We start from the raw sequence: 21,967 nt of genomic DNA on the forward strand, positions 1-21,967 counted from the left end.
TTCTCCGTTTTAATCGCGCAAACCTTCGGTTGACAGCCTACTTCGTCTTTTTTATCTTTTATCCGGCTGGAACTCATAACTCAAAGTGATAAATGCAGACCTAGGTGCACCTATGCCAAGGAAACTAGACCCTTGCCAGTCAGCACTATTGTAGTTAAAGCCACTTTCTCCAATGACCCCTCGAATAGACGGGGAAAATGCGTTTAAGCCTAAACGACCCGCACTGGCATATTCTTTGTCGAATAAGTTATTAATACGCAGCCCTAAAGTCCACTCAGGTGAGATTTTGTAACTGGTTTGAAAATTGAACACGGTATAACCAGCCGTTTCACCAGGTCCAAAACCGGCTCGATCAATAATGCAGGGTTGCCCTGCTGGGGTGATAAGGCATAAATCTAATGGGCTGGCAGCGCCTGCTCTGTGCTGATTGTTCTCGTTACCACGAATAAATGATTTTGAGTGCATCACCATGTTCAGGCCTACGATCCAATTTGGGGTGACTTCATATCTGAAATTGGCATTCAGGTTATGCAGGGGAATTCCAGGCATGCGGTTGCCGGGTTTGATAAAGATTTGCTGGTAATTTCCATCTAGTCCATTTCGCAAGTCATATACATTACCTGCGCTGCTATTATTGGGACTAGCTAGTTTAATATTTGACTGAAAAGTGGCATCCGTTAGAGCATAGTTCAAACCGAAACTGGCTTTCCCATAGCTGCCTTTAATACCCATCTCTAAACCTTGGCGGCGAGTATCACCAATATTCTGGAAAAAACTATCTGTTGCATTCACTGCGACGAAGTAAATGTCATCGGTTAGGTCAGTGCGATAGACAGCAGCATTCCACTCAAGGGTATCGGTTAATTTACCACGGGCACCCACTTCATAACTGGTAGATCGCACTTGCTTTAGATAGGGGTCACCTGACATTGCTCCAGGCAGAGTGCAGGTGCGTTGCTCTTCGATGGAGCGGGGAATGGTACTGCCAGGCAATGGCCTTGGGTCAAATGCACAACCTAATTCAATAACGGTCGGGGTTCGTGCGCCTCGACCAACGTTTCCATAAACATTTAATTCCTCAGTAGCTTGCCATGTAGCACCCAGCGATGGATTGAATGAGCGGTATTTAAATTTGTCTGTTTCTGGTGGCCTGAAATCACCAATATTTTGACCTTGCGCTGTTTGAGGCAGCACCGCTGGATTGAACGGGACTATAGCGCCAGCTAGACCAGAGGGACATTCAGTTGCAGGGTCTATGGTGCCATCATTATTAGTATCGGTGCAGACCCTCACAAGATTGAGGAAATTCAAGATTGAGTTGACATCACCAAATGAAGTCAATGCATTGACTGCAAGTTTATTGTTAACCGCATTATGGTTAAACCGGGCGGCCGCAGTAATACTTAAACTTTTGATAGGTGTCCATGTTTCGCTGGCGTAAATGCTTTTGGTAATTGAGTTTCCACTAAAATCATTTAATCCGACACCATTGGCAGGGCTATTTGTGTAATATTCCCAACCCAATAATTCTGGCGCAACAAAAGCGCGACGATTCGCGTCCAGCAAGCCGAGATATTGTTTACTATCGTAAATGCTGTCGGATTTATCTACTGATGCGCCAACCATGAATTTGTGTTGCTCCAAATTCCAGTTTAGCTGCAAAGCACCGCCAATCCCTTTTTGGTCGATCTGCGTGTCAGTGATTAAAGCGGTAGGCGTTCCTTCGATATATCCTGTATTAGCTAAAACACTTCCATCGGCACCATATCTACCATCACGGGGTATTGATTGACCATTTGCATCAAGAATGACCGGTCCAGTACTACCAGACCCTAATCCTCCAACCGTACCTATAGGATTAGCGGGAGTGCTAATAGGAGGCAACTCAATATATTGGTGAGAAAACCCTGCATCGTCGGTGTAGAAGCCTTGCACCCCACCAACACCCAATGCATTGAAAATATTATAGTTATATGTATCAAATCCTGTACCGGGATGCAGTTTGGTATTTTGAAGGATAGCAGCGAACCCTCCCACTGAACCACTTGCCACCAAAAGGCCGTAGTTGGCTAAAGCATAACGCACGACTTGATCAAATTGTGCAGAAGCAATTGGCTGGTTATAAACCCCTGAAGTGCTAGCAGGGAATGCAGTTGGATCTGGTTCAATGTTAATCCCTGGATTGTAAGTCCAATTTAACACATTACCTGAACCATCCGCTGCAGCGACAGTACCTTGTGCTGCTCTTACAGCTGCACTCAAATCTGCGTTCGAACCAAAATTGGTCCCTACCGCAAGATCATTCAAACAAGGGTCGGTAAAATCTACTGGAGCACAAATTGCGCCACTATTTGTAAGGGGATTGCCATTCGCATCAGCGGCTACATTTACAGCAAAATCATTGTAATCCGGCTTGCCATCTCGATTTACATCAGCAAAACCATACAGGTATTGTTGATTGGGATTAATTCTTGGCGTTGCACGATTGGCTCTTGCATCAGTACCCCCAAAGTTTTCATTGATATCTGAAGTCTTGGCTTTACGTTTACTATTCCGTTTATAAATTTGACCAGTAATATTGAATGTATCCGTCACATCCCAAATACCACTCAGTTGGAACTGGAACAAATCGTTTTTACTTTCATCTGGCGAGGTGTAAACCTGCTTTGGGTTTTGATCTACCATTTGCTGGGGTAATAAGCCATTACCGGTCAATTTATTACCTGCATAAAGCATAGAGAACCCCAACCGAGCACGATCATTCTGCCATTCGGCTTTACCAAACACCTGATTCACCTTACTCGGGGAGTTATCTCGCCAGCCATCTTCAAGAAAGAAGTTACCTGAAAGAAAACCAGCAACAACGCCATTATTATTGCCTGCTGAAATCTGCAGCTGTTTGCGTCCAAATGAACCAGTTAGCACTTCCGCATCAAGGCTTTTACCATCAAAACCACTTTTAGTGCGCATTGACAACGCACCACCTAAAGTTCCAAGACCATAAATCGGGTTTGAGCCTGGAATCATTTCCAATGATGACAAGGCATTCATGGGAATCATGTCCCAGTTCACCACATCACCAAAAGGCTCATTAACACGGATGCCATCCAGAAATACAGAAATACCTTGTGCGGTACCTAATTGAGGGGATGCTGTGAAACCCCGATATTGCAGATCCATTTGGAATGGATTGCTTTGATAGTCATTGACCGTGACCGATTGAAGCTTTTGGTTCATCAGGTCAGTGATGGTCAGGGTATGTGCCTCTTTAATGTCTTTAGCTGAAAGTGATTGCACATTGCCTGGAATTTCTTCTTTGGTAAGTGCCAGCCCTGGCATAGGTCCGACTTCATAGAATTTCTTGGCACGGACTTCAACCTTATCAAGATTCAAACTTGTGTTTTCTTCACGCTTTTGGATACCCGCTTTAGGAGCAGGTTGAATATAAATTGAATTCTCTTCGATTTTTCCTTGCAGCCCGCTACCTTCAAGCACGCGACGTAAAGCTTCTTTACGTGACATGCGACCATGCACCTCTGGTGCATTTTTGCCAGAAACGAGATCGTTCGAGAAAGAGATGCTCATGCCGGTGGCTTTACCTAAGGCATGCAACGAGTTTGCCAATGGCTGTTTTGGAATATCAATATTAACTGGAACACTGAACGTCTCCTCTTGCTGTTTAGGCACTTGTGTATTCAATGCTTCAGCACAGGCAAACTGCACTGAAATTACCCCCCAGACTGCGAACAATGTGTACATTGCACATCGTTCAAATTTGTTGATTCGCATGACCTAAATCTCCCTCTGTATAGACTCATCTTTGGGAGAGATAAAAACCTGACGTCGTTTACCTATCTTTACATTTTCGGTAATTAAAGATCATCTTGGTCGCGGATATACATTCCCAAATTTATTGAGATAGAGAATTGATTAATTAAGATTTAATCAAGAATTGGATGAAGATGTGAGGGATGCAACCGAGAGGTGTATTGCAAATAAAAGCAACCTAACTTACTTGCGCAAATTAATTAAAAAGGAAAGTAATACAGGTGAATGTAGAGGTGTTGCGGAGAAGTGCCCGAAAAGGCACCTGAACTGAATTAATGTTTACTGCTAATCAATGTGTATTGTGGAGTTTCTTTGATAGACACTTTTGCAATATTGGGTAATCCACGCAGGAACTGCTCAATATCCCGGATATTGATATCGGCTGAAATATTACGAATATCCTTGCCGACTGCACGCACAGGTTTTTGTCGGTAGCGTGAAACTGTCGTCGCGATTTCATCGATATCGGCACGATCAAATACCAGCCTGCCATCGAGGAAGGCAAAGGCATCAGATGCCGGGCGGTTAACCAGCACGGTCGCACGATTCGGATAGACTTCGACCACTTGACCATTGGTGATGATGCGGGTTTCGCTGACAACCTCTTGCTCACTTTCTTCTACTTTTGGTTCTACTTTCACAGTGCCGTGATCAACACTCACACGCACCAATTGATCCAGGCGATTCACAGCGAAACGAGTCCCTAATACCGTAACTTTTGCAGTGTCTGTTTCTACAATAAACGGGCGGTCAGGGTCTTTAGTGACTTCAAAGATAGCTTCGCCCTCCCTGAGTAACACATGGCGTTCATGCCGATAGTATGTGACTTCCATATCGCTTTTGGCGCTGAGTGTGACGCGAGTGCCGTCATCCAGTGTTTTATGGGCAATCTGCCCGACCGGGTTTTGTGCAGCTAGCTGCATGACAGGCGTTGCTTGCCAATCAAGGTATTGTTGGTGGAAGACAAAGCTCATGATGCACAGCAAAGCAACCATGAACAACTGGCCTACACGGCGCTGCTTGTTTTTCCGTTTGGCTTCCTGCGCCAGGAAGGCATGCTGCTCTGCTTCATCTGCAAGTGAGGACAATGAGTCTGGCGAACTCATTCTCTGCATGGCACGCGTGATACTTTCATACTCGGAAGCATGCCGAGGATCATCGGCCAGCCATCGCTCAAAGTCTTCACGCTCTGGTGCGCCTTGTGAATGCTCGCGCATCCGCAAGTACCATTGTGCTGCAACTTCGCTGACTGTCATTTGTTTAAGCATTAGGTGAGTATTTAATGTGCCATTTTTTGTTGAAACGCCCGAATGTCGAGCATAGCACGAATAAGATGTTTTTCTACCATGCTAGTGCTGATCCCCAGGTGGGTAGAAATGTCGCTTTGTTTCATTTCATCCACATGGTAAAGCCAGAACACTTGGCGGCATTTTTTTGGCAGCAAATCCACAATGCGTTGCAGGTTGTAAAGCATCTGCCGTGTTTCATAAATATGCTCTGGCGAACACTCCAGGATCAGCGCAGTTTCATCTATCTGGTCTTCTTCAACAAACCGGGTCCTGTAACGGTATTCATCAACCATCAAATGGTTAACAATGCCATTCAGGTAAGCTTGTGGCGACTCATCCCTTGCCGGATGGCTCGAAACGGCAAAATATACTAAAGCATCATGCAATATATCTTTTGCACGTTGTACACAAGCTGTGCGCCTGCCGATGCGCCGCAGCACATCCGTGTATGCCCATTGCAAATCAATCCCAGACCATGCCAACGTATCGCTCATATTTCCACCCACCACAATTTTTATTTCAGTGAATTAAGTGCAAAACACGTGCCATTACATTTGGTTGCATTAAGAGATTGATTCTCAATTAGAAAAATTATTGCTAGGGAATTTTTCCCGATTAAATTCAGGCTGAAAACAACCACATTTATACAAATTGGCTATTTATAACCACAATAAGGCAAAAATGGTTGTTCGGTAAAAAAGATTAACAGACTCCGCCGACACCAATTTAAGCTTTACATTGTAGTAGCTACAAACGTAAAAAAGCCTTAAATCAATGATTTAAGTCTTTCTCAGTGTTGCTTATAAATCTTATGGGGAAGCCTGTACCGAATGTTGCGTTTAACACTAATATTAAAGCCATTCTAGGTAATTAGAAATATTTGTTACCCCCAAAGTTACCCCACTTTAATTAAAGTCACTATCAAAAGCATTATTAAAAAAGCGCTCTATGGCAGACCGGTGAATTCGAAAATAAGAAGGTCTCATGCTCTTTATTTTTAAAGTAAATAAATTAATATCCAATCATTAACCCATTTGGCTATTGCCAAATTATTATTTTTCAATATGATTTCTCAACAATTTCAAATAAACAAACAGGAAAAAATAATGAAAAAAATATCATTACTCTTCGCTCTCATTTTGGTTTCAGTAAATGCAAGCGCAGCAAGTTCAGCTGGGGCTTCTTTAAGTAACTTTAAGCTCGAGATTATCTCTGGGGATGCTGTAATTCCTTATCTTGATACATTAACCATTAGTTTAAATAACAATGTTAGCAATCAATTTTTGACTAGTGCGTATGAACACACTTACTCAGCAGGGCTGCCCTTTTCCTTAAATTTGACTACCAATGACGGGTTAAGCTCAAGTACTAGCGCTGCAGTTGGAACCTCGCAAACACAATCACTTTCAGCAAATGCTTATACACCAGGGGGCAGAGCTTCTTCTGATATTTTTGGCAACATGCAATTGGATTACAAAGCATTCACCTTACTATCCTTTAGTGCTGATGCTAGTGTTTATGGCTCTGCAGATAAAAGCAATGGAATTGATAGCTCCGACGCCTTTGTTCAAATTTTATTATCCTCACTTTCATTTGATGGTGGATTTTCGAGCATTCGCATCTCTTCAGACTTAACCTCAGGAAGCGGATTATTTGACTCAGGAGAGTACTCGGTGTCAAAACGTATTAAATTCTTCTTCTACGATGATAAAGACAGTGTCTTACAGTTGCAGGCCTACGTTAATGCGTCTGCCCTTGCCATACCTGCAATAACTCCAGTTCCTGAACCTGAGAGCATGGCAATGTTGCTTGCTGGCTTAGGCTTATTAGGCATTGCTGTACGCCGCAACAAACTAGCTTAACTGAAGCTTGATAAAACAGAGGCCGGGATAACCGGCCTTTGTTACTTGTAGTTATGAGAGTTAGAGTGTTTCGAGTCAGGTGGATTAATGCCAAAGACGAATTTACTTGTGAAATCAATTGCACAAACTATTCACTCAAACATTCAGCGTTAGGATTTTCGATGTCATAAACACGTCTTTCCAAATCTTCGATGTATCTCGCAAGACCGAATGCGGTATTCAAGATCGGAAATATACTTGATCAGATATAAGCTCAAAATAACAAAACAAATAATTGTTATTGTTTCCATGTCTATCTAACACTATCCCGAATAATATTGTTCAGGTTATCGCCTTCAGCCTTGCACTTCGCAAAGCCGTCATCCCAGCCAGTTTTATAGTTTTGGTTATTCACATACAAATCATCATTCTTTGTGAATGACGTACCCCAGGCGCCACTAGCATTACGGCCGGCGTTGCAGCCCTCTCTAGACCCTAGCTGATATTTTTGTTCGTTTGGGCGCTGATCACGTTGCCGGGCTTCTTGTGCAAGATGCTCACCGCCTTTGCTGCTGCTCTTGAGATATGGGTCGCTTCTAGTGACGCATCCGTTCAACATTAAGGCTAAGATTAGAGTTAATAAGTTATAAGGCATTAAGTGCTTGGTAGAAGTGAATCTGAAATTCCTGCCATAAGACTGTATCACCTCTGAGTCCTTATTTAATGGCAGTGATATTCGCCGGTTTTCTTATTGTGGTGACAGCCGTTTTTATCGGTACCACCCGAATGCGCAAAGCAATTGACTGAAGAAATAAAGATGACAGCAGCGAACAAAAGACACTTCATTTGCCTCTCCTTTCAACCACAATAAATTATAGTCCTAATAAAATATATTGCTTTCCATGTAGCTTACTTTGCAAATGCAAGTTTATCAATCCCATGGAACGATGACTTTGGACTGCTTTGGACACAAAAAAGCCCGTAAATCATTGATTTATGGGCTAAATTTGACTGCTTCGGACTTCTTTGTGCTATTACATGGTGCGGGAGCCTGAACCGAATGTTGCGTTTAACACTAATATCTAAGCCACTCTAATGATTCAAGTAATTTTAGTTATACACAATGTTATACACTTTTCATAAAGTCACCCTCTTTTAGGGACTAAAGAAACTCCTTTTTTATGGACTGAAGAAACTATCGTTCATGAAGTGCAGAAACTTAATGCGCGCCCTTTTGTATGGACTCCGAAAACCCATGCGCTTCATGAGAATGTATTTTCTAGTCTTTCATCGAATCTATTACTTACCACACCTGCAGCGTAATCTACAAGTGCAGCCGCTTTGACTTTACCAATGCCTTTAATTGATAACAGAACACTCAAATCTGTTTTTGATAGTTTATCAGCAGTTGTAATACCTAACTCTCTAAGCTCATCTTTTACTGTAGCGGTTGTGCCTGGCAGAGTATCAATGAAATAAGGAAAGAACTCATTAGTAATCCCATCCATGCCTTGATGCCTTGCTACAAAATCAGCCCACTCTTGCTTTTGTAATTCGATGTGTAGTTTTTCAATGCGCGTGTTTATATCGCCCTCACTCTCAACCTGCTTTCTTACTGCTATCAGAAAAGGCAGATAGGCGCTTCGGTAGGTATAACCAATATTGCTGGCTGATGTTGATTCATTAGCTTCGCTAATGTCGAAACCTAGTTCGCGCCATGACTTCAGGATTGGTACCCATGCACCATGCTTCTCATCCACGCCCAAGTCTTGGGTGGGTAAATTGGGATTGGAATGTATCTTCCCATCAAGCATCAAAACTCTCAATGGGGTTCTAAATTGAAGGGTCGCATGAAACTCCAAACGACTGATTAGACTCTCATTATCTTCAAAAGCTGAAACAGGTTCATTGGATGTGATGATGATTGGGTTCGGTTCCTCGCTTTTATTGGGAGGCGAAAAGAAATCTAATAAGCTTTGCAAAATCCTCATGTCTAAGCGCCCCTTTTATGGACTAAAGCAACTCTTTTTTATGGACTCAAGAAACCCCGCTACAGCCCTTTTACCGAGTCAGAAAACTACATGATGCGCTTTTTTATCGAGTCGGTAAATTATCATCAATTCACACAACAAACCGCCAATTAAGGCGGTTAATAATTTGCGGGATTTCAATCAAAGGTTGGCTCGTAAACACTCATCGACCGATTGAGAAAGATTACCCGTCCAAGCAGCCACGGGCAATGCCTGAAAAACAATAAGCCTATCATCTTCATCAATGTGGTTATTCAGATGATTACGAATTTCTTTCACACTCAAGTTTGATTTGATAAGCCATAAAGATTCAAGCACTTTGCAGCTTGAATAGGTTTCGATTGCATCAGTTAATTTCTGGTAATCCTTATGTTTGATAAGGTCGTAACTCACTATAAAGATGGTCATATATTCATTCCCTGTACAGTTAAAAGAAGCCACCACGAGGGTTCAATTCCATTGGTGACTTCTTAAATTTTTGCACACGATATACAAATCCATGCGATATTACAGTTCGATAGAAGTGCGCGAACCTTAGTGCAATCTTAGTGTGAAACTTGCCGTGATCTTGCCGTTCCAGTAATGCGGACTTACCGTAATCTTACCGTTTAGTTTGATTCAATCTTGTAGTGATCTTGTAGTTCCACCTTAGGGTAATCTTAGGGCGAATATTGATGTAATCTTGATGTAGTAGCCAGCATAATCTTGTTGCAATCTTGTTGTTGTACCTTGCGGTAATCTTGTGGTGATCAAGTAGCTATATCTTAGGCAATCTAAAGGATGTATCACGGCGCGATAAGCCTAACTCCTTGATTCTATTAATCACCAGGTCACTATCTAGCTCAGTCCATTTCCCATCAAGCCACATTTGGAAACACAAGTCTTCCAGAGGTATAGGATCTAGCGACGTAAACCATTTGGTAGCATCGGAGCCAATTTTGCGCTGTTTCTTAACATGAGCCTTTCTGAGCCGGCGTTCTTCCCTGTTCACACCTGCCGCATTGCAAGACTCTTCCCAATTGAGCAGACGGGAATCACATGCTTGTAAACCGAACCTAATTGCACAATCTTGCGCTGCTATTTGTTGCCATGTGTGCCATCTCACGCCTGCAAGCTGAACGGCTGAAAATTCCCAGTTCTGATTTGATGAAAACCATATCATAGGCACAATACTAACCGCACCCCCCTTCCTAGCTCCGATCTTGTTTGATTCAGCTTCTGACTTTGGAATCAATGCACCCGATTCCTTGATAAGTGGCAAATACTCTGCCTTTGTGTAGTGCCAGACATATTTGAGAGTTTCTTTGTCGATTGTCATTTTCAAGCTTTCATTGAAACGCTATACACAGGATAGCGTTTGGTCATTTTTAAGGTTAATTCGCTATATAGCGTTTATGTCAGAAAAGCACCCTTGCCTTTGCTTCGTTTAATGTCCACGAAGTGCCTTTCTTTCTTTGGCGCAGGTGATACAGCAACCCCAAGCATTTGGGCGCATGGCTCTGGATCTTTCATGATTGCATCACGTACCCAAGCCCATATTGCCGATGCTTGCACGCTATCGCCTCTTAAGCGGTTCAAAACACTACGCCCCAACCTTTCCCTTTCGGACTGATTCAAATGCTTCTTATCGCGCCTACTCAGGCCATGTTTTACACCGACTGAACGATGGAACAAATTGATTAAGCGATAAAGATTCCCTGAATTGCCAATCAGGTCCCGCCCTTGCATTTTTCCGTCTATTAAAGGCAGTATGAGAGCGTGGCCATGGGGCGCACTTTCATCCAAGTGAACATCGAAACTAAGCAGCTCTCCTGCAAACGTCTGCTTCGTCCACTCATAACAATCACTGAAAAAAGGCCTTGTGTCTTGGCTGTGTCGGTCTATCGGTAAACTGAAAATAATCTCTACAGCCATTACGCAGTTTGAACGAGGCGTTTCAATACCAGCCTTGAGCATTTGCACTTTTGAATGTGTAGCGATGTCTTGTGCTGTCAAATCACCATGTAAGGCGTAGTTCAAATGTGACCTGGAAGCGATAATATGCGATTGAGTACCGCGCTCATTTTGCAATTCACGCTTGTTATGCTTTAACGCTTCCAGTACACCGTTTTTACCTTTTACCCTGCCAAGTCTTAGTAAATGGCTGCTGGCCATAATTAAGTACCTAGCAAACGTATTAGATAGCTTATTAAGCCAGTTAGCTGCAGACAGTCCATGCCGGCCAAGTCAGGCATGATTTCATAGCGGCCAGATTGTAAGCAGAGGTCATAGCCGCGTTTTTGTAAGCTGGTGATAGTCATACTGCCACCTCGCTATAAATTCACGTCTACTGGTTTTTTTTGCATCAGTACGTAACGAGCTATACGGTGTTTAATCCCATACTCACTGGTCCAGTTATCCCAGACGGTATTTATTTCATACCCTGCAGCTCTCAACTCTAAAATTCGTGGAGCTGGTGACATAACATCCAACATTTCACGCGCCTGGGCGGTGGTAATGCTGTTTTTCTCGAATAACCAATCTAGCAATTTAAGACGTTGATTGTGTGCACTGTTATTAGTAAACTTAGGTTTGTCTGTTCGGCCTGCCTCTGTGTGGGCTGTTTTTTTATCCATGATTAAGCCCCTACTCTGCTAGCGATAAATGCGCGAAGGTCGCCAGCCCGGGTGGAGGTTGTTCTTTCAGTTAGCTTGATAGCCTTAAGTTGTTTCTTAGAAACCAGGCGCCAATATGAGGCAATAGAAATACCTAATAACTGAGCGCAGTCTTTAGGTCGTAGGTGGGCGTTATCTGGAAGATGGTCGAAATTGGCCAGTGAAGGGTTTAGTGCTGTTTTATTCATAATTACCTCATATCAATTAAAGTCGCTAGGCGTCATGCCGTTGCGTATGAGGCAATATAGTTTCCTAGGTTAGTAGGCAGTCAATCTGGGCATCTGTGCAATTTACTGCCTACCCTCTTCCAGAGAATTTATCATGGTCATGCAGTCTAAATAACCCTCGGTCCAACCCTTCTTGCCATGCACGGACAAAACCATTCTCTGTGAATAGTTTGGGGTTGTTCGAGATGCAGTAAGTTTTAGCAGTGGTCTTAGCGCCTAAAGGTAGGTCATGCAACTCCCATTTTTGTTGTGTGATGAAGTTTTGAATGAAGCTAATCTGCTTCTCTCTTCTGCCTTTTTCCTTGTTATACGCCGGCTCAAAGCCGCTCAAATAATTCAACGTCTCGCCATTAATAAACAGGTTATCTTTGGTTATTCTTATGCTTTTAGAAACTCCTTTTAAAAGCGTGAACATTGCATCTTCTTGGAAGTTTGTGAGCATATCCACGTTACAACTTCCATTTGCGACTAATTCAGCGTAGAAACGTGGCAAAGGTACTAACCAACCATAATAATCAATGATTTTCTCTCCGCTATCCCCGATGTGTTGTACCTTGCCGTCATAAAGTACAAGAAGCTTTATCTTTCGATTAAATGCAAGATTTATGAAAATTGACTCAGTTATTTTTTTCCCTGTGATTTGCTCGTATCTTATGCAAGCATCAGGTAGGGATATTTCCGTAAGTTCGATCATAAACGCCCCTTGCGTTACCCTAATTAAGGAAACCACACCAGCCAGGCCAGGGTTGCCCGGTTTTCGCATCAGTTAATTAGGCTGATGCTAGGTGTGGTTAAGACGGTCAATCGTAGAAACTAATACACACTATCGTTTGCTGCTTTATCTAGCCTCCTGGCAGACCAGGTGCGAATCTTAACTAAAGCATTTGCCCACTCTGCAGGCTCGATTTGACGCCATAGTTTTTCAGGTCTTGGCCATAACCTTTTGACCCTGAATTGCGATATGTCTGGCATCAATGGATTTGCTGGGTTTGGATCATTAGCGCAGGTATAGAGAACGCAATAACATGGCAGCCCGGACATTTTTGCAAGGTTCATCACAACAGTAGCGGTCTTATATTGCTGGCCGACATCAATTGCCGTTTCTATGAGTGCCACAGGCCTTTTAGAGCCATCGTCATACTCAATGTATAGCGCACCATCCAAATCAATCATTGCTAGTGATTGAGCCTTCTCAATACCAACAAAACGACGAGTAGAAAGCCGTCGGTGCCAAGCAGAGTAAGTCAAGTCGCGGGTATTAAAGCGTTCTTCTTGCATGTTAATTTCCCAAGAAAATACGATTTACATGCTTAAAGTCTGCAAGTAGGCCATTTTTAACCATATTAAGTGAATTGATGCCTTTAACTCTTTTCCTTACATAGTTTTCAAATGCCGCCTTTTCTTCATCAGTCATAAGCCCGAACTCATAAGCAGTAAAGGCTCGATCCAATAAATTTTCCGCCATAGATACACTTCCTCTATGACCCTCGAAATCATTTAGTCTGCTTAAAACCTCTTCCAGTCCAATGCTTAGCCAGTTTCCTTCGTCGTCAATGACATCCTCACTAATCGGGTAGTCAAAAGCTAGGTTTCCACCTAACCATTTGAGCTTCCCCGCGGATGGTAATCGAATAGTCTTACCTGTAAAAATTGGATGAGGAACTGATGAAATATTATCCATTTGCCACCTCTCCTTCTAATGCATCGCATAGCGCATCAACCATAACGCACAATGTCATATGATTGCTCCGCCTACGCTTTTCATTAACTGAACCATGCGAATAAAGTGAGTCGTAACCATCATCTAAAATCTGGTTACGAAATGAGACTATGCGATTTAATGCTGCTTGCGCCGCAATATTGTTTGATGCTGTAAAATCATTATCAGCCATGATGTAATACTCCTCAATAGTGTTACGTTGTGGTTAGGCTGTGCTGGTGATCCGGCAAGATTGAACCAGCATGGCCGTTATGCCTGGTTAACCCTCAAGGCTGGGCTTACTTCAAAAAATCGATTCTGCGTTGTTTCTGTGCGTCCTATGCTTGTTTAAATGGCAATACCTTTGCACCCGCTTTTAATTCATCCAGATAATCCGCCCAGCGTTGCATCATCACTTTACGGTCTTTCAGGAATTGTGCGCGCTCATAAGCGGTACCAAGTGGATTAGCTACAGAGTGTGCAAGTTGACGCTCAATGTGTTTAGGGTCTAAACCTAACTCCTGCTCACCTAGTGTCTGTGCAATTGCTCTAAAGCCATGGCCGGTGATTTCTGCTTGAGTGTCATACCCCATATTTCGCAGTGCTGCATTGATAGCGTTTTCACTCATTGGGCGTTCATGTGTGCGGCCGCCAGGGAAAACATACATGCCATTGCTTGAGAATGAGCGCATAGCCTCAATGATTGCTAATGCCTGGCGGGATAAAGGCACAATGTGCTGTGTTTTGGTTTTAGTAACCAGATAACGCCACTCGTTATTTTCAAAATCCAGATCCGCCCATTTCATGTGTCTTAACTCACCGATACGTTGAAATAACAAAGGCGCAAGCTTCAGCGCACATTGAACAGTAAGAGTACCGTTGTAACCATCAATATTGCGTAACAGGTCGGCAAAGTCTTTAGGCTCGATCATAGCGGCCATGTTTTTAACTACTGGTGGCGGCAGTGCCCCTTTTAGATCCGGAGCTGGATTGTATGAGGCAAACCCTTTTTGGATTGCATAACGGAAAACTTGGCCGGCTGTTTGTATTACCCGATGCGCAGTTTCTAACTTACCTTGCTTTTGCAATATGCTGGTGGTGTCCAGCACCATAGGCGCAGTTATGCTTGAAACTGCCTTATGCCCGAGGGTTGGGTATAGGTAAAACTCTAACCAGCGTTTAACGCGCTGCTGGTGACGTTCTGATTTACTTTTATTGTGGAGTGCATGCCATTCAGTGGCCACTGCTTGAAATGTATTTAAAGATTCGAGCTTAGCTTTCTGCTTCTGCTCTTTTCTATCCTGCCCGGGATCAATGTCTTTTGCCACCAGCGCACGTGCTTCATCACGTCTTGCTCTCGCTTGCTGCAGTGTAACTTCTGGATAAGTACCAAACGACATTAGCTTGGGTTTGCCAAGATAACGATAGCGAAAACGCCAGCCTTTCGCCCCTTTGCTCGTTATGAGTATGGATAAGCCTTGACCGTCTGTGATTGTGTAATCCTTATCGGCTGGTTTGGCATTGCGGAGCTGCGTATCAGTGAGCGCCATGTGTATAACACTTTCGTGCGTGTAAGAATGTTATACACAAAGTTATACATGAAAAATGTATATGTCAAGCGACGTTATGATATGAAAAAAGGCCTAGATTCTCATCTAAGCCTTTGATTTTTATTCGTTTTGAGTCTTTTTTATACTTCTTGATACTATAACATGGTGCCGGGAGCCGGAATCGAACCGGCACGCCTTGCGGCGCTGGATTTTGAGTCCAGTGCGTCTACCAGTTCCGCCATCCCGGCATGGGATATAATGTTGGACAACAAAGAAGCTATTATAACCATATTTTTGATTTATGAGAACTCTAGATTTCGATTTTCATCTCCCGCAGCACCTGATTGCACAACATCCTTTACCCAATCGTACACAAAGCCGCCTGCTGGAAGTAGACGCAATTGCAAACACCATCCGGGACAATTTTTTTCGCCAGATCAGCGATTATTTTGAAGCTGGCGATGTGTTGGTGCTTAACGATACCAAGGTGATAAAAGCGCGTTTGTTTGGGCAAAAAGCCACCGGCGGAAATATCGAGGTGATGATAGATCGCGTACTCAATACCCAGGAGGCTTACGCGCAAATCAAAGCTTCCCGCTCACCAAAAGCTGGCAGCCTGTTGCATTTGGCTAATGGCTACCAGGCAGAGGTGTTAGGACGTCATGCCGATATGTTTCATATCCGGCTGCTTGGCAATGAATCGTGGTATGACTTTCTGGAGCAGCATGGTCAACTGCCATTACCGCCTTACATTGAACATGCAGCTGATACGGCTGATGACACCCGCTACCAGACGGTATTTGCCAAACATGAAGGCGCAGTAGCTGCGCCAACAGCAGGCCTGCATTTCGATGACGAGATGTTGAGTGCACTGAGCAACAAGGGTGTGCATGTATGCTATGTCACCTTGCATGTAGGCGCAGGCACTTTCCAGCCGGTGAAAGTGGAGAATATTGCCGAGCATCACATGCATAGCGAGATATATCACCTGCCTGAAGAAACCATCGCTGCAATTCTGCAGGCAAGGGAAGCCGGCAAGCGCGTGACTGCAGTTGGCACGACTTCATTACGCACGCTGGAAAGTGCGGCGCGTGCGGATAAACTTTTTGCCCACCATGGCGAAACCGATATTTTCATCACACCTGGATTTGAGTTTCAGTTGGTCGACCGCTTGATCACTAACTTTCACCTGCCGAAAAGCACATTAATGATGCTGGTTTCTGCCTTTGGCGGTTATGATTTACTGCGTCGCGCTTATACGCATGCCATTCAGGAATCTTACCGATTTTTCAGTTATGGCGATGCCATGCTGATTACGCGTGCACCACATAATAAAAAGAAGCGTTAATCAAAGCTGCATTAAACTTGACGCTTAAAATAGCGTCTATCTAACACCCATAAACAGGATCACGGAGATATGCAATTGAATAAAAAATTACTCAGCGGTTTGGCACTGCTATGCCTGTCGCTTATCAGCCAGGCGGAAATTCTGCCTGAAGCAGAAGTCGGTATTAAAATCCCGCTCAGCAAAAAACCAACCACACGCCCGATGACTGTCGCTTATCTGCCCGGCAACCAACACTACTACATTGCGGATGGTGGCCTAGCGCCTATGGGTAGCGAGTTTGAAGCGCCCATTTCAAAATCAGAAGTGCATGCTTATACCGCTAATGGCCAATACGTGAATTCTGCCAAGCCGGGGTTTGATAACCGTTCGCTGTATTACAACGCAAACTCCAACAAGCTTGAAACCATCACTTACAACATCTCCACCGCCGCAGGTTTTTCACCTAACACCGGTATCTTTAGCCTAGACGTGGACGACAAGGGTGAAGTGCTCACGAGCTCTAATGAGCTTTACCAGTTCAATCCTGCGTTTGGTGACGCAGGCACGATGCCGAGCTACGACCCGGCAACCAATCACTATTATGCCAAACAGGAACATGGCAACCTGGTGTTTGTGGTGGATGCGAAGCAGCGCGAGAAGCTAAAAGAAATCAAGCTGGACTACAGCAAAGCGCAGGTGGTTTACGATGACGTCAGCGACCATTATGTTGCGTTTACCGGTGTTGCGGGTAACGAACTGGCCTTGCTTGATGTTGACCATAAAGCAGTGTTGATCTTTGACCTGAATGGGCAGTATGTCGGTAAAAGTGCGTTGCCTAAAACCATGAAGCTGCGTTCACACAACCATTTCAATGGCGCCGGTTACAGCAACGGCATGCTGTTTGTATATCATGAAAACGAAGGCGAGTTTGGCACTTATTACGGATTCAAAGTCGTAAAATAAAAATAGGTAAGTAAAAAAAATGTATATAAAAAACCGCGCACTAGCGCGGTTTTTTAAATCAGTCAGGGCTTTATTGGCTGGCAATATTCATTTTTAGCGGAGAGTCATAATGCCAGTGGTTACGCCAGGCACCTACCACCAGGTTAGGGTATTCCGGTTTGCCCAGGCTGCCGTTGTAACGGCCTAACGCACGGTAATAATCACCGCGCTCTATATCCAGGTAGTGACGTAAAATCGTACAGCCGTAACGCAGGTTCAAGCGCATATCAAACAGATTATGTTCGTTGGCGCCTATGCTTTTCACCCAGAACGGCATCACCTGCATATAGCCACGGGCACCTACGCTGGAAACAGCATATTTCTTGAAACCGCTTTCAACCTGTATCAAGCCCAGCACCAGTTGCGGATCCAGGCCCGCACGCGTTGCTTCATAATGCACAGACTTTAAAAAATCTTCGCGGTATTGTGTATCCGGCATGCGTTTTGTTAACCGCACTGACATTTCCTGCAACCATTGCTGTGCGGTTTGCTCGGTGTCAAACATCAAGCGAGGTGCTGCCACATCGCTGACTGACTTTTGCATCACCGACTTGACACTGTTAGCTAACGGCTCTTCTTTCTGGTTACCGGCCAGCGTGACTGACGACCAGAACAACAGTCCGGTCAATATCATGGCAGCAGGTAAAAAGCGTGGTTTATTCATCTTGCCTATTCTATGCAATAGAGAAGCGATCAAGGCGCAGAACAGAAGCAATAAAGCCTACTAGTTAATGCCCAAGTTTGTCACGTAAAAACGCAACACTGTCAGTCACTTGCAAGTTCTGGGCCTCGGCATCGGTACGGCCTTTGTATTCCACTTTACCTTCGGCCAGGCCACGGTCACCAATCACGATACGATGCGGGACGCCCATCAGGTCACTTTCAGCAAACATCACGCCCGGACGCTCACCGCGGTCATCCAGCAACACATCCATGCCTGCCTGCTGCAATTGCTTATACAAATCAAACGCAGTTTGTTTCACTACATCACTTTTATCCAGGCCAATCGGGCAGATCACCACATCAAACGGCGCCATGCTGCGAGGAAAAATAATGCCTTTGTCATCATGGCCCTGTTCAATCGCTGCGCCGACAATCCGTGACACACCAATACCGTAACAGCCCATTTCCATCACTTGCGACTGACCGTTTTCGTCCAGGTAAGTCGCCTGCATGGCCTCGGAATATTTAGTACGTAACTGGAAAATATGCCCGACTTCAATGCCGCGACACAAACTCAGCGTCCCTTTGCCATCCGGGCTGGCATCACCTTCAACTACATTGCGGATATCAGCCACAATCACCGGTTCTGGCAAATCGCGGCCAAAATTGACACCCGCCAAATGGAATTTAGGCTTATTGGCGCCGCAGACAAAATCGCTTAACACTGCCACTGCCCTGTCGGCAATCACGCGCACATTGCCATTGACGCCGACCGGGCCGATAAAGCCTGGCGGGCAGCTTAAATTAGCGCGAATTTCTTCTTCAGTCGCCAGGCGAAAATTTTGCACGCCCTCCACTTTGCCGAATTTCACTTCGTTCAACTGGTGGTCGCCACGCAGTAAAGCCAGTGTGAATACTTCATCAACCATTAAAGCGACAGACTTGACCGTTTTAGCCACTGGTACTTCCAGCAGTTTAGCCACGTCTTCACAGGTGGTTTGCTTAGGGGTATCGACTTCACACATGGTTTCAGTGGCGGCCGGGCGGCTGGTATCCGATACCGCTTCAGCCATCTCGACGTTAGCCGCATAATCAGAGTCCTCACAGTAAGCCAGGGCATCTTCGCCGCTGTCGGCCAGCACATGAAACTCTTGTGAGCCATCGCCACCAATCGCGCCGGAGTCAGCTTTTACTGCACGAAACTTGAGCCCTAAACGGGTAAATACATTGCTGTAAGCGGTGTGCATGCTGTTATAAGTTTCCACCAGGCAATCAACGCTGGTATGGAAAGAGTAAGCATCTTTCATCAGGAATTCACGGGCACGCATCACGCCGAACCGCGGACGGATCTCGTCACGGAATTTGGTCTGGATCTGGTAGAAATTCAGCGGTAATTGTTTGTAGCTGCTGATTTCCTTACGCGCGATGTCAGTAATCACTTCTTCGTGTGTCGGGCCAAAACAGAAGTCACGTTCGTGCCTGTCCTGGATTTTGAGCATCTGCGGGCCAAACACTGCCCAGCGACCGGTCTCTTCCCATAATTCTTTAGGTTGCACGGCTGGCATCAGCAATTCCAGTGCGCCTGCCTTGTTCATTTCGTCACGCACGATGTTTTCTACTTTACGTAACACGCGCAAACCTAGTGGCATCCAGCTATAGAGACCGCTACCTAACTTTTTGATAAGCCCGGCCCTGACCATCAGTTTATGGCTGATCAGTTCAGCATCTGAAGGTGCTTCTTTTTGGGTAGCAATGAAAAATTGTGATGCGCGCATAAGAATGGAGTTCTAACAGAATTCTAAAGGCCGAATTCTAGCCTTAAATGCGGCGCTAGTCAGCAAGTAAACAAGTCAGCAAATAAGCCGGGTTTATTCTCGATGGTGAATCGGGCTGTCTTCAGGAATATAGCCATCTTTCCATTGCGCCATCGGCACAACGGTCGCGGCATGACCATTATCGTAAAACCAGCTGTCAACCGCAAACTCAGCCTGGGTATCATTCTCGCGAATAACCGCAGTGCTATGTGGCCAGCCGGTAAAGAAGAATTTGCGGGTGCGGGTATCCTGAATGGTATGGAAGCGTATCAAGCCCGCCTGCTGCATCAAGCGCATGTAAGTGGTGCTATTAATGGCCTCATCATTACAGTCTTGCTGGTGCTGGTAATCGCTATTGCCAAAGGTACCGGCGCGATCAGCAGCAGTGCCGGTTTTGGTGCCTACGATATCTTCCAGCATGCCGATGGCTTCGGCTATCTGGATGCGTTCTTGTTCAGCGGTTTCGGGGAAGGGCGAGAAAATTCGTAGTACATGATCCCACTCGGATTCAGCCAGTTTCAATGTATCTGAATGGGTGCAGCCACCTCCCTGGCAGATTTCGAATGCCGTCAGGCTGGGCTGGGTGTGGTAGATGCGATAAATATCTTTTAAGTCAGCCTGCGCTGTGCCTGCCGCAATCAGTAATAAACCGCCCGACAAAATACTAGAGCACCAATACGTGATTGCAAAGCTCGTTGCGCGGAGTCGCTTGAGGCGGGAAGTATTCTGCAAGATGATCGCCAATTGCGGTAATGCCGTGTGTAACGCCTTGTTCAAACTGCCCACTTCTAAACATCCCTTCCATTTGCTGGCAAATATGCTGCCAGCCCTGCGCTTGCACGTGCCTGTGTATGCCACGGTCAGCGATAATCTCTACATCCTTGTCCGCCAGCATCAGGTAAATCAGCACTCCGTTGTTCTGTTCAGTATCCCAGATATTCAGTTGGCCGAACAGTTGTATCGCCCGTTGCCGTGGCGACACGCCTTGCATGATGGCAGAAAGCGGCAGGCCGGACTCAATCACGACACGGATTTCACCGGCATGCAGATGCTCATTCGCTGCAATTGCGTGTTCGATATGTCGCAACGCAGCCTCAGAGAAATGGCGTTTGACCTGCCATGGATGGCTGGTGAGATGACGGAAGAAACGTCTGAATGGATGTACGGGTTTCATTACCAATCTCCTGACGCGCCACCGCCACCAAAACCGCCACCGCCGCCGCTGAATATATCTCGGCCGCCGCCTCCACCGCCGAAGCCGCCCGGGAATCCGCCTATCGGCAAACCACCCTGACCGCCGCCCATGGCCAGCGTGAAGATAAATGCGGCAAGGCCGACCAGCCCCATGACCAAAAGCGTTGCGCCCAAGAAACCAGCGAGTACAGCTAAAGCACCACCAGTGAGGGCACTACCAAAAAACGAGCCAAGCATGCCGCGCAAAATAGCGCCAATAAAAATGGCGGCAAACATCAGGATAGGCAGCCAGTGCATCAAGCCCTGTTGCCCTGCCGCCGCTTGCCCTTTGGCAGGTGCCGGCAATTGTTCGCCCTGGATTAGTTTGATCAGGGTATCTGTCGCCACATGCAGGCCCTGGTAAAATTGGCCTTGTTTGAATGCAGGGCTGAGCTGTTCAGAAACAATGCGCTTGGCGACCGCATCCGGGATAGCGCCTTCAAGCCCATAACCGACCTCAATCCGCATTTTACGGTCTTGTTTGGCGACAATGACGATGACGCCATCATCCTGTTTTTCGCGGCCGATTTTCCAGGCATCAGCCAGGCGGATGCCAAATTGCGCGATATCTTCCGGTTGTGTGGTCGGCAATATCAGCACGGCAATTTGCGAACCGCTCTGTTGAGAAAACTGCGACAGTTTTTCGTTGAGCGCTGTCTGCTCCTCTGCCGACAGCGTCTGCGTCAAATCAGTGACAGCGGCGCTTAGCGGCGGAATGTCGACCAGACCTTTGGCGGCATGTGCGCTGGCACCTGTCAGTAACAGGCTGCAAACCAGCAGCACACGCAACCAAACCGACAGCATCAACTT

The 21,967-nt window shown here is 45.4% G+C and carries 24 protein-coding genes and 1 tRNA gene; 3 read left to right on the plus strand and 22 right to left on the minus strand.

Annotated elements, in window-relative coordinates:
* Positions 1 to 51: 51 nt before the first annotated feature.
* From ASG34_RS05545 to ASG34_RS05555, 3 genes are all read right to left on the minus strand, one after another.
* The gene (locus tag ASG34_RS05545; RefSeq protein WP_055827787.1) at positions 52 to 3,759 is read right to left on the minus strand and encodes a TonB-dependent receptor domain-containing protein; all 3,708 of its coding nucleotides are present in this window, start codon (positions 3,757 to 3,759) and stop codon (positions 52 to 54) included.
* A 341-nt stretch (positions 3,760 to 4,100) separates the two neighbouring features.
* Positions 4,101 to 5,084 carry a FecR family protein gene (locus ASG34_RS05550; RefSeq protein ID WP_055829074.1) on the minus strand — a complete coding sequence of 328 codons (984 nt, stop codon included), beginning with the start codon at positions 5,082 to 5,084 and terminating at the stop codon, positions 4,101 to 4,103.
* A gap of 23 nt (positions 5,085 to 5,107) precedes the next feature.
* Complete coding sequence (locus ASG34_RS05555; RefSeq protein ID WP_055829076.1) at positions 5,108 to 5,611, minus strand: RNA polymerase sigma factor; 504 nt, start codon at positions 5,609 to 5,611, stop codon at positions 5,108 to 5,110.
* 540 nt (positions 5,612 to 6,151) lie between these two features.
* On the opposite strand from ASG34_RS05555, the gene ASG34_RS05560 reads away from it, so the two are divergent.
* A complete protein-coding gene (locus ASG34_RS05560; RefSeq protein ID WP_156376454.1) occupies positions 6,152 to 6,979 on the plus strand; it encodes a PEP-CTERM sorting domain-containing protein in 828 nt (275 codons plus the stop codon).
* Positions 6,980 to 7,271: 292 nt separating this feature from the next.
* Here the strand turns inward: ASG34_RS05560 and ASG34_RS05565 are convergent, their stop codons facing one another.
* The 14 genes from ASG34_RS05565 to ASG34_RS05625 all read right to left on the minus strand — a co-directional run bounded on the left by ASG34_RS05565 (position 7,272) and on the right by ASG34_RS05625 (position 15,366).
* A complete protein-coding gene (locus tag ASG34_RS05565) occupies positions 7,272 to 7,577 on the minus strand; it encodes a hypothetical protein (RefSeq protein ID WP_156376455.1) in 306 nt (101 codons plus the stop codon).
* Positions 7,578 to 7,678: 101 nt separating this feature from the next.
* Positions 7,679 to 7,804, minus strand: coding sequence for a YHYH domain-containing protein (locus tag ASG34_RS13960; protein WP_156376456.1), 126 nt, complete (start codon positions 7,802 to 7,804; stop codon positions 7,679 to 7,681).
* 416 nt (positions 7,805 to 8,220) lie between these two features.
* Complete coding sequence (locus ASG34_RS05570) at positions 8,221 to 8,949, minus strand: hypothetical protein (protein WP_055827796.1); 729 nt, start codon at positions 8,947 to 8,949, stop codon at positions 8,221 to 8,223.
* A gap of 180 nt (positions 8,950 to 9,129) precedes the next feature.
* Entirely contained in the window at positions 9,130 to 9,396 is a 267-nt protein-coding gene (locus ASG34_RS05575) for a hypothetical protein (RefSeq protein WP_055827797.1), read from the minus strand.
* A 349-nt stretch (positions 9,397 to 9,745) separates the two neighbouring features.
* On the minus strand, positions 9,746 to 10,306 hold the full coding sequence (locus ASG34_RS05580) for a hypothetical protein (RefSeq protein WP_055827801.1): 561 nt from the start codon (positions 10,304 to 10,306) through the stop codon (positions 9,746 to 9,748).
* A 74-nt stretch (positions 10,307 to 10,380) separates the two neighbouring features.
* Positions 10,381 to 11,142 carry a plasmid recombination protein gene (locus tag ASG34_RS05585; RefSeq protein WP_055827807.1) on the minus strand — a complete coding sequence of 254 codons (762 nt, stop codon included), beginning with the start codon at positions 11,140 to 11,142 and terminating at the stop codon, positions 10,381 to 10,383.
* Positions 11,143 to 11,300: 158 nt separating this feature from the next.
* The gene (locus ASG34_RS05590) at positions 11,301 to 11,603 is read right to left on the minus strand and encodes a helix-turn-helix domain-containing protein (protein WP_055827812.1); all 303 of its coding nucleotides are present in this window, start codon (positions 11,601 to 11,603) and stop codon (positions 11,301 to 11,303) included.
* A gap of 2 nt (positions 11,604 to 11,605) precedes the next feature.
* On the minus strand, positions 11,606 to 11,830 hold the full coding sequence (locus tag ASG34_RS14060) for a helix-turn-helix transcriptional regulator (protein ID WP_055827815.1): 225 nt from the start codon (positions 11,828 to 11,830) through the stop codon (positions 11,606 to 11,608).
* A gap of 109 nt (positions 11,831 to 11,939) precedes the next feature.
* Positions 11,940 to 12,563, minus strand: a complete 624-nt coding sequence (locus tag ASG34_RS05600; protein WP_156376457.1) for a hypothetical protein — start codon at positions 12,561 to 12,563, stop codon at positions 11,940 to 11,942.
* 119 nt (positions 12,564 to 12,682) lie between these two features.
* The gene (locus tag ASG34_RS05605; protein ID WP_055827821.1) at positions 12,683 to 13,147 is read right to left on the minus strand and encodes a hypothetical protein; all 465 of its coding nucleotides are present in this window, start codon (positions 13,145 to 13,147) and stop codon (positions 12,683 to 12,685) included.
* 1 nt (position 13,148) lies between these two features.
* Positions 13,149 to 13,550, minus strand: a complete 402-nt coding sequence (locus tag ASG34_RS05610) for a hypothetical protein (RefSeq protein WP_055827825.1) — start codon at positions 13,548 to 13,550, stop codon at positions 13,149 to 13,151.
* Positions 13,543 to 13,761, minus strand: a complete 219-nt coding sequence (locus ASG34_RS05615) for a hypothetical protein (protein ID WP_055827827.1) — start codon at positions 13,759 to 13,761, stop codon at positions 13,543 to 13,545. Before ASG34_RS05615 ends, ASG34_RS05610 begins: the two co-directional genes overlap by 8 nt.
* Positions 13,762 to 13,906: 145 nt before the next feature.
* Positions 13,907 to 15,118, minus strand: coding sequence for a tyrosine-type recombinase/integrase (locus ASG34_RS05620; protein WP_055827829.1), 1,212 nt, complete (start codon positions 15,116 to 15,118; stop codon positions 13,907 to 13,909).
* 163 nt (positions 15,119 to 15,281) lie between these two features.
* Positions 15,282 to 15,366, minus strand: a tRNA-Leu gene (locus ASG34_RS05625).
* A gap of 53 nt (positions 15,367 to 15,419) precedes the next feature.
* Between ASG34_RS05625 and queA the strand changes: the two genes are divergently transcribed.
* Together queA and ASG34_RS05635 are read left to right on the plus strand one after the other, a co-directional pair.
* Positions 15,420 to 16,466 carry a tRNA preQ1(34) S-adenosylmethionine ribosyltransferase-isomerase QueA gene (gene queA / locus ASG34_RS05630; RefSeq protein ID WP_055827832.1) on the plus strand — a complete coding sequence of 349 codons (1,047 nt, stop codon included), beginning with the start codon at positions 15,420 to 15,422 and terminating at the stop codon, positions 16,464 to 16,466.
* Positions 16,467 to 16,535: 69 nt separating this feature from the next.
* On the plus strand, positions 16,536 to 17,408 hold the full coding sequence (locus tag ASG34_RS05635; protein ID WP_055827835.1) for a hypothetical protein: 873 nt from the start codon (positions 16,536 to 16,538) through the stop codon (positions 17,406 to 17,408).
* A gap of 70 nt (positions 17,409 to 17,478) precedes the next feature.
* Here the strand turns inward: ASG34_RS05635 and ASG34_RS05640 are convergent, their stop codons facing one another.
* The 5 genes from ASG34_RS05640 to ASG34_RS05660 all read right to left on the minus strand — a co-directional run bounded on the left by ASG34_RS05640 (position 17,479) and on the right by ASG34_RS05660 (position 21,961).
* Entirely contained in the window at positions 17,479 to 18,081 is a 603-nt protein-coding gene (locus ASG34_RS05640; RefSeq protein WP_235559708.1) for a lytic transglycosylase domain-containing protein, read from the minus strand.
* A gap of 94 nt (positions 18,082 to 18,175) precedes the next feature.
* The gene (locus ASG34_RS05645) at positions 18,176 to 19,885 is read right to left on the minus strand and encodes a proline--tRNA ligase (protein ID WP_055827841.1); all 1,710 of its coding nucleotides are present in this window, start codon (positions 19,883 to 19,885) and stop codon (positions 18,176 to 18,178) included.
* A gap of 93 nt (positions 19,886 to 19,978) precedes the next feature.
* Positions 19,979 to 20,584: a hypothetical protein gene (locus tag ASG34_RS05650; protein ID WP_235559677.1), complete on the minus strand. Its 606-nt coding sequence runs from the start codon at positions 20,582 to 20,584 to the stop codon at positions 19,979 to 19,981.
* 4 nt (positions 20,585 to 20,588) lie between these two features.
* Positions 20,589 to 21,098 (minus strand): TPM domain-containing protein, encoded by a 510-nt coding sequence (locus ASG34_RS05655; protein ID WP_055827845.1) that lies wholly within the window; start codon positions 21,096 to 21,098, stop codon positions 20,589 to 20,591.
* Positions 21,098 to 21,961 carry a TPM domain-containing protein gene (locus tag ASG34_RS05660; protein ID WP_200934468.1) on the minus strand — a complete coding sequence of 288 codons (864 nt, stop codon included), beginning with the start codon at positions 21,959 to 21,961 and terminating at the stop codon, positions 21,098 to 21,100. The genes ASG34_RS05655 and ASG34_RS05660 overlap by 1 nt, the downstream gene beginning before the upstream one ends.
* Positions 21,962 to 21,967 lie beyond the last annotated feature (6 nt).

This window comes from Methylophilus sp. Leaf416, from assembly GCF_001424665.1.
Classification (GTDB): Bacteria; Pseudomonadota; Gammaproteobacteria; order Burkholderiales; family Methylophilaceae; genus Methylophilus.

Coding starts and splice junctions, on each gene's coding strand:
- ASG34_RS13960 (WP_156376456.1), bottom strand. CDS start 7,804: ATGAAGTGTCTTTTGTTCGCTGCTGTCATCTTTATTTCTTCAGTCAAT.
- ASG34_RS05655 (WP_055827845.1), bottom strand. CDS start 21,098: ATGAAACCCGTACATCCATTCAGACGTTTCTTCCGTCATCTCACCAGC.
- ASG34_RS05575 (WP_055827797.1), bottom strand. CDS start 9,396: ATGACCATCTTTATAGTGAGTTACGACCTTATCAAACATAAGGATTAC.
- ASG34_RS05605 (WP_055827821.1), bottom strand. CDS start 13,147: ATGCAAGAAGAACGCTTTAATACCCGCGACTTGACTTACTCTGCTTGG.
- ASG34_RS05555 (WP_055829076.1), bottom strand. CDS start 5,611: ATGAGCGATACGTTGGCATGGTCTGGGATTGATTTGCAATGGGCATAC.
- ASG34_RS05640 (WP_235559708.1), bottom strand. CDS start 18,081: ATGATATTGACCGGACTGTTGTTCTGGTCGTCAGTCACGCTGGCCGGT.
- ASG34_RS05645 (WP_055827841.1), bottom strand. CDS start 19,885: ATGCGCGCATCACAATTTTTCATTGCTACCCAAAAAGAAGCACCTTCA.
- queA (WP_055827832.1), top strand. CDS start 15,420: ATGAGAACTCTAGATTTCGATTTTCATCTCCCGCAGCACCTGATTGCA.
- ASG34_RS05585 (WP_055827807.1), bottom strand. CDS start 11,142: ATGGCCAGCAGCCATTTACTAAGACTTGGCAGGGTAAAAGGTAAAAAC.
- ASG34_RS05600 (WP_156376457.1), bottom strand. CDS start 12,563: ATGATCGAACTTACGGAAATATCCCTACCTGATGCTTGCATAAGATAC.
- ASG34_RS05635 (WP_055827835.1), top strand. CDS start 16,536: ATGCAATTGAATAAAAAATTACTCAGCGGTTTGGCACTGCTATGCCTG.
- ASG34_RS05565 (WP_156376455.1), bottom strand. CDS start 7,577: ATGTTGAACGGATGCGTCACTAGAAGCGACCCATATCTCAAGAGCAGC.
- ASG34_RS05660 (WP_200934468.1), bottom strand. CDS start 21,961: ATGCTGTCGGTTTGGTTGCGTGTGCTGCTGGTTTGCAGCCTGTTACTG.
- ASG34_RS05580 (WP_055827801.1), bottom strand. CDS start 10,306: ATGACAATCGACAAAGAAACTCTCAAATATGTCTGGCACTACACAAAG.
- ASG34_RS05610 (WP_055827825.1), bottom strand. CDS start 13,550: ATGGATAATATTTCATCAGTTCCTCATCCAATTTTTACAGGTAAGACT.
- ASG34_RS14060 (WP_055827815.1), bottom strand. CDS start 11,830: ATGAATAAAACAGCACTAAACCCTTCACTGGCCAATTTCGACCATCTT.
- ASG34_RS05620 (WP_055827829.1), bottom strand. CDS start 15,118: ATGGCGCTCACTGATACGCAGCTCCGCAATGCCAAACCAGCCGATAAG.
- ASG34_RS05550 (WP_055829074.1), bottom strand. CDS start 5,084: ATGACAGTCAGCGAAGTTGCAGCACAATGGTACTTGCGGATGCGCGAG.
- ASG34_RS05545 (WP_055827787.1), bottom strand. CDS start 3,759: ATGTACACATTGTTCGCAGTCTGGGGGGTAATTTCAGTGCAGTTTGCC.
- ASG34_RS05570 (WP_055827796.1), bottom strand. CDS start 8,949: ATGAGGATTTTGCAAAGCTTATTAGATTTCTTTTCGCCTCCCAATAAA.
- ASG34_RS05590 (WP_055827812.1), bottom strand. CDS start 11,603: ATGGATAAAAAAACAGCCCACACAGAGGCAGGCCGAACAGACAAACCT.
- ASG34_RS05615 (WP_055827827.1), bottom strand. CDS start 13,761: ATGGCTGATAATGATTTTACAGCATCAAACAATATTGCGGCGCAAGCA.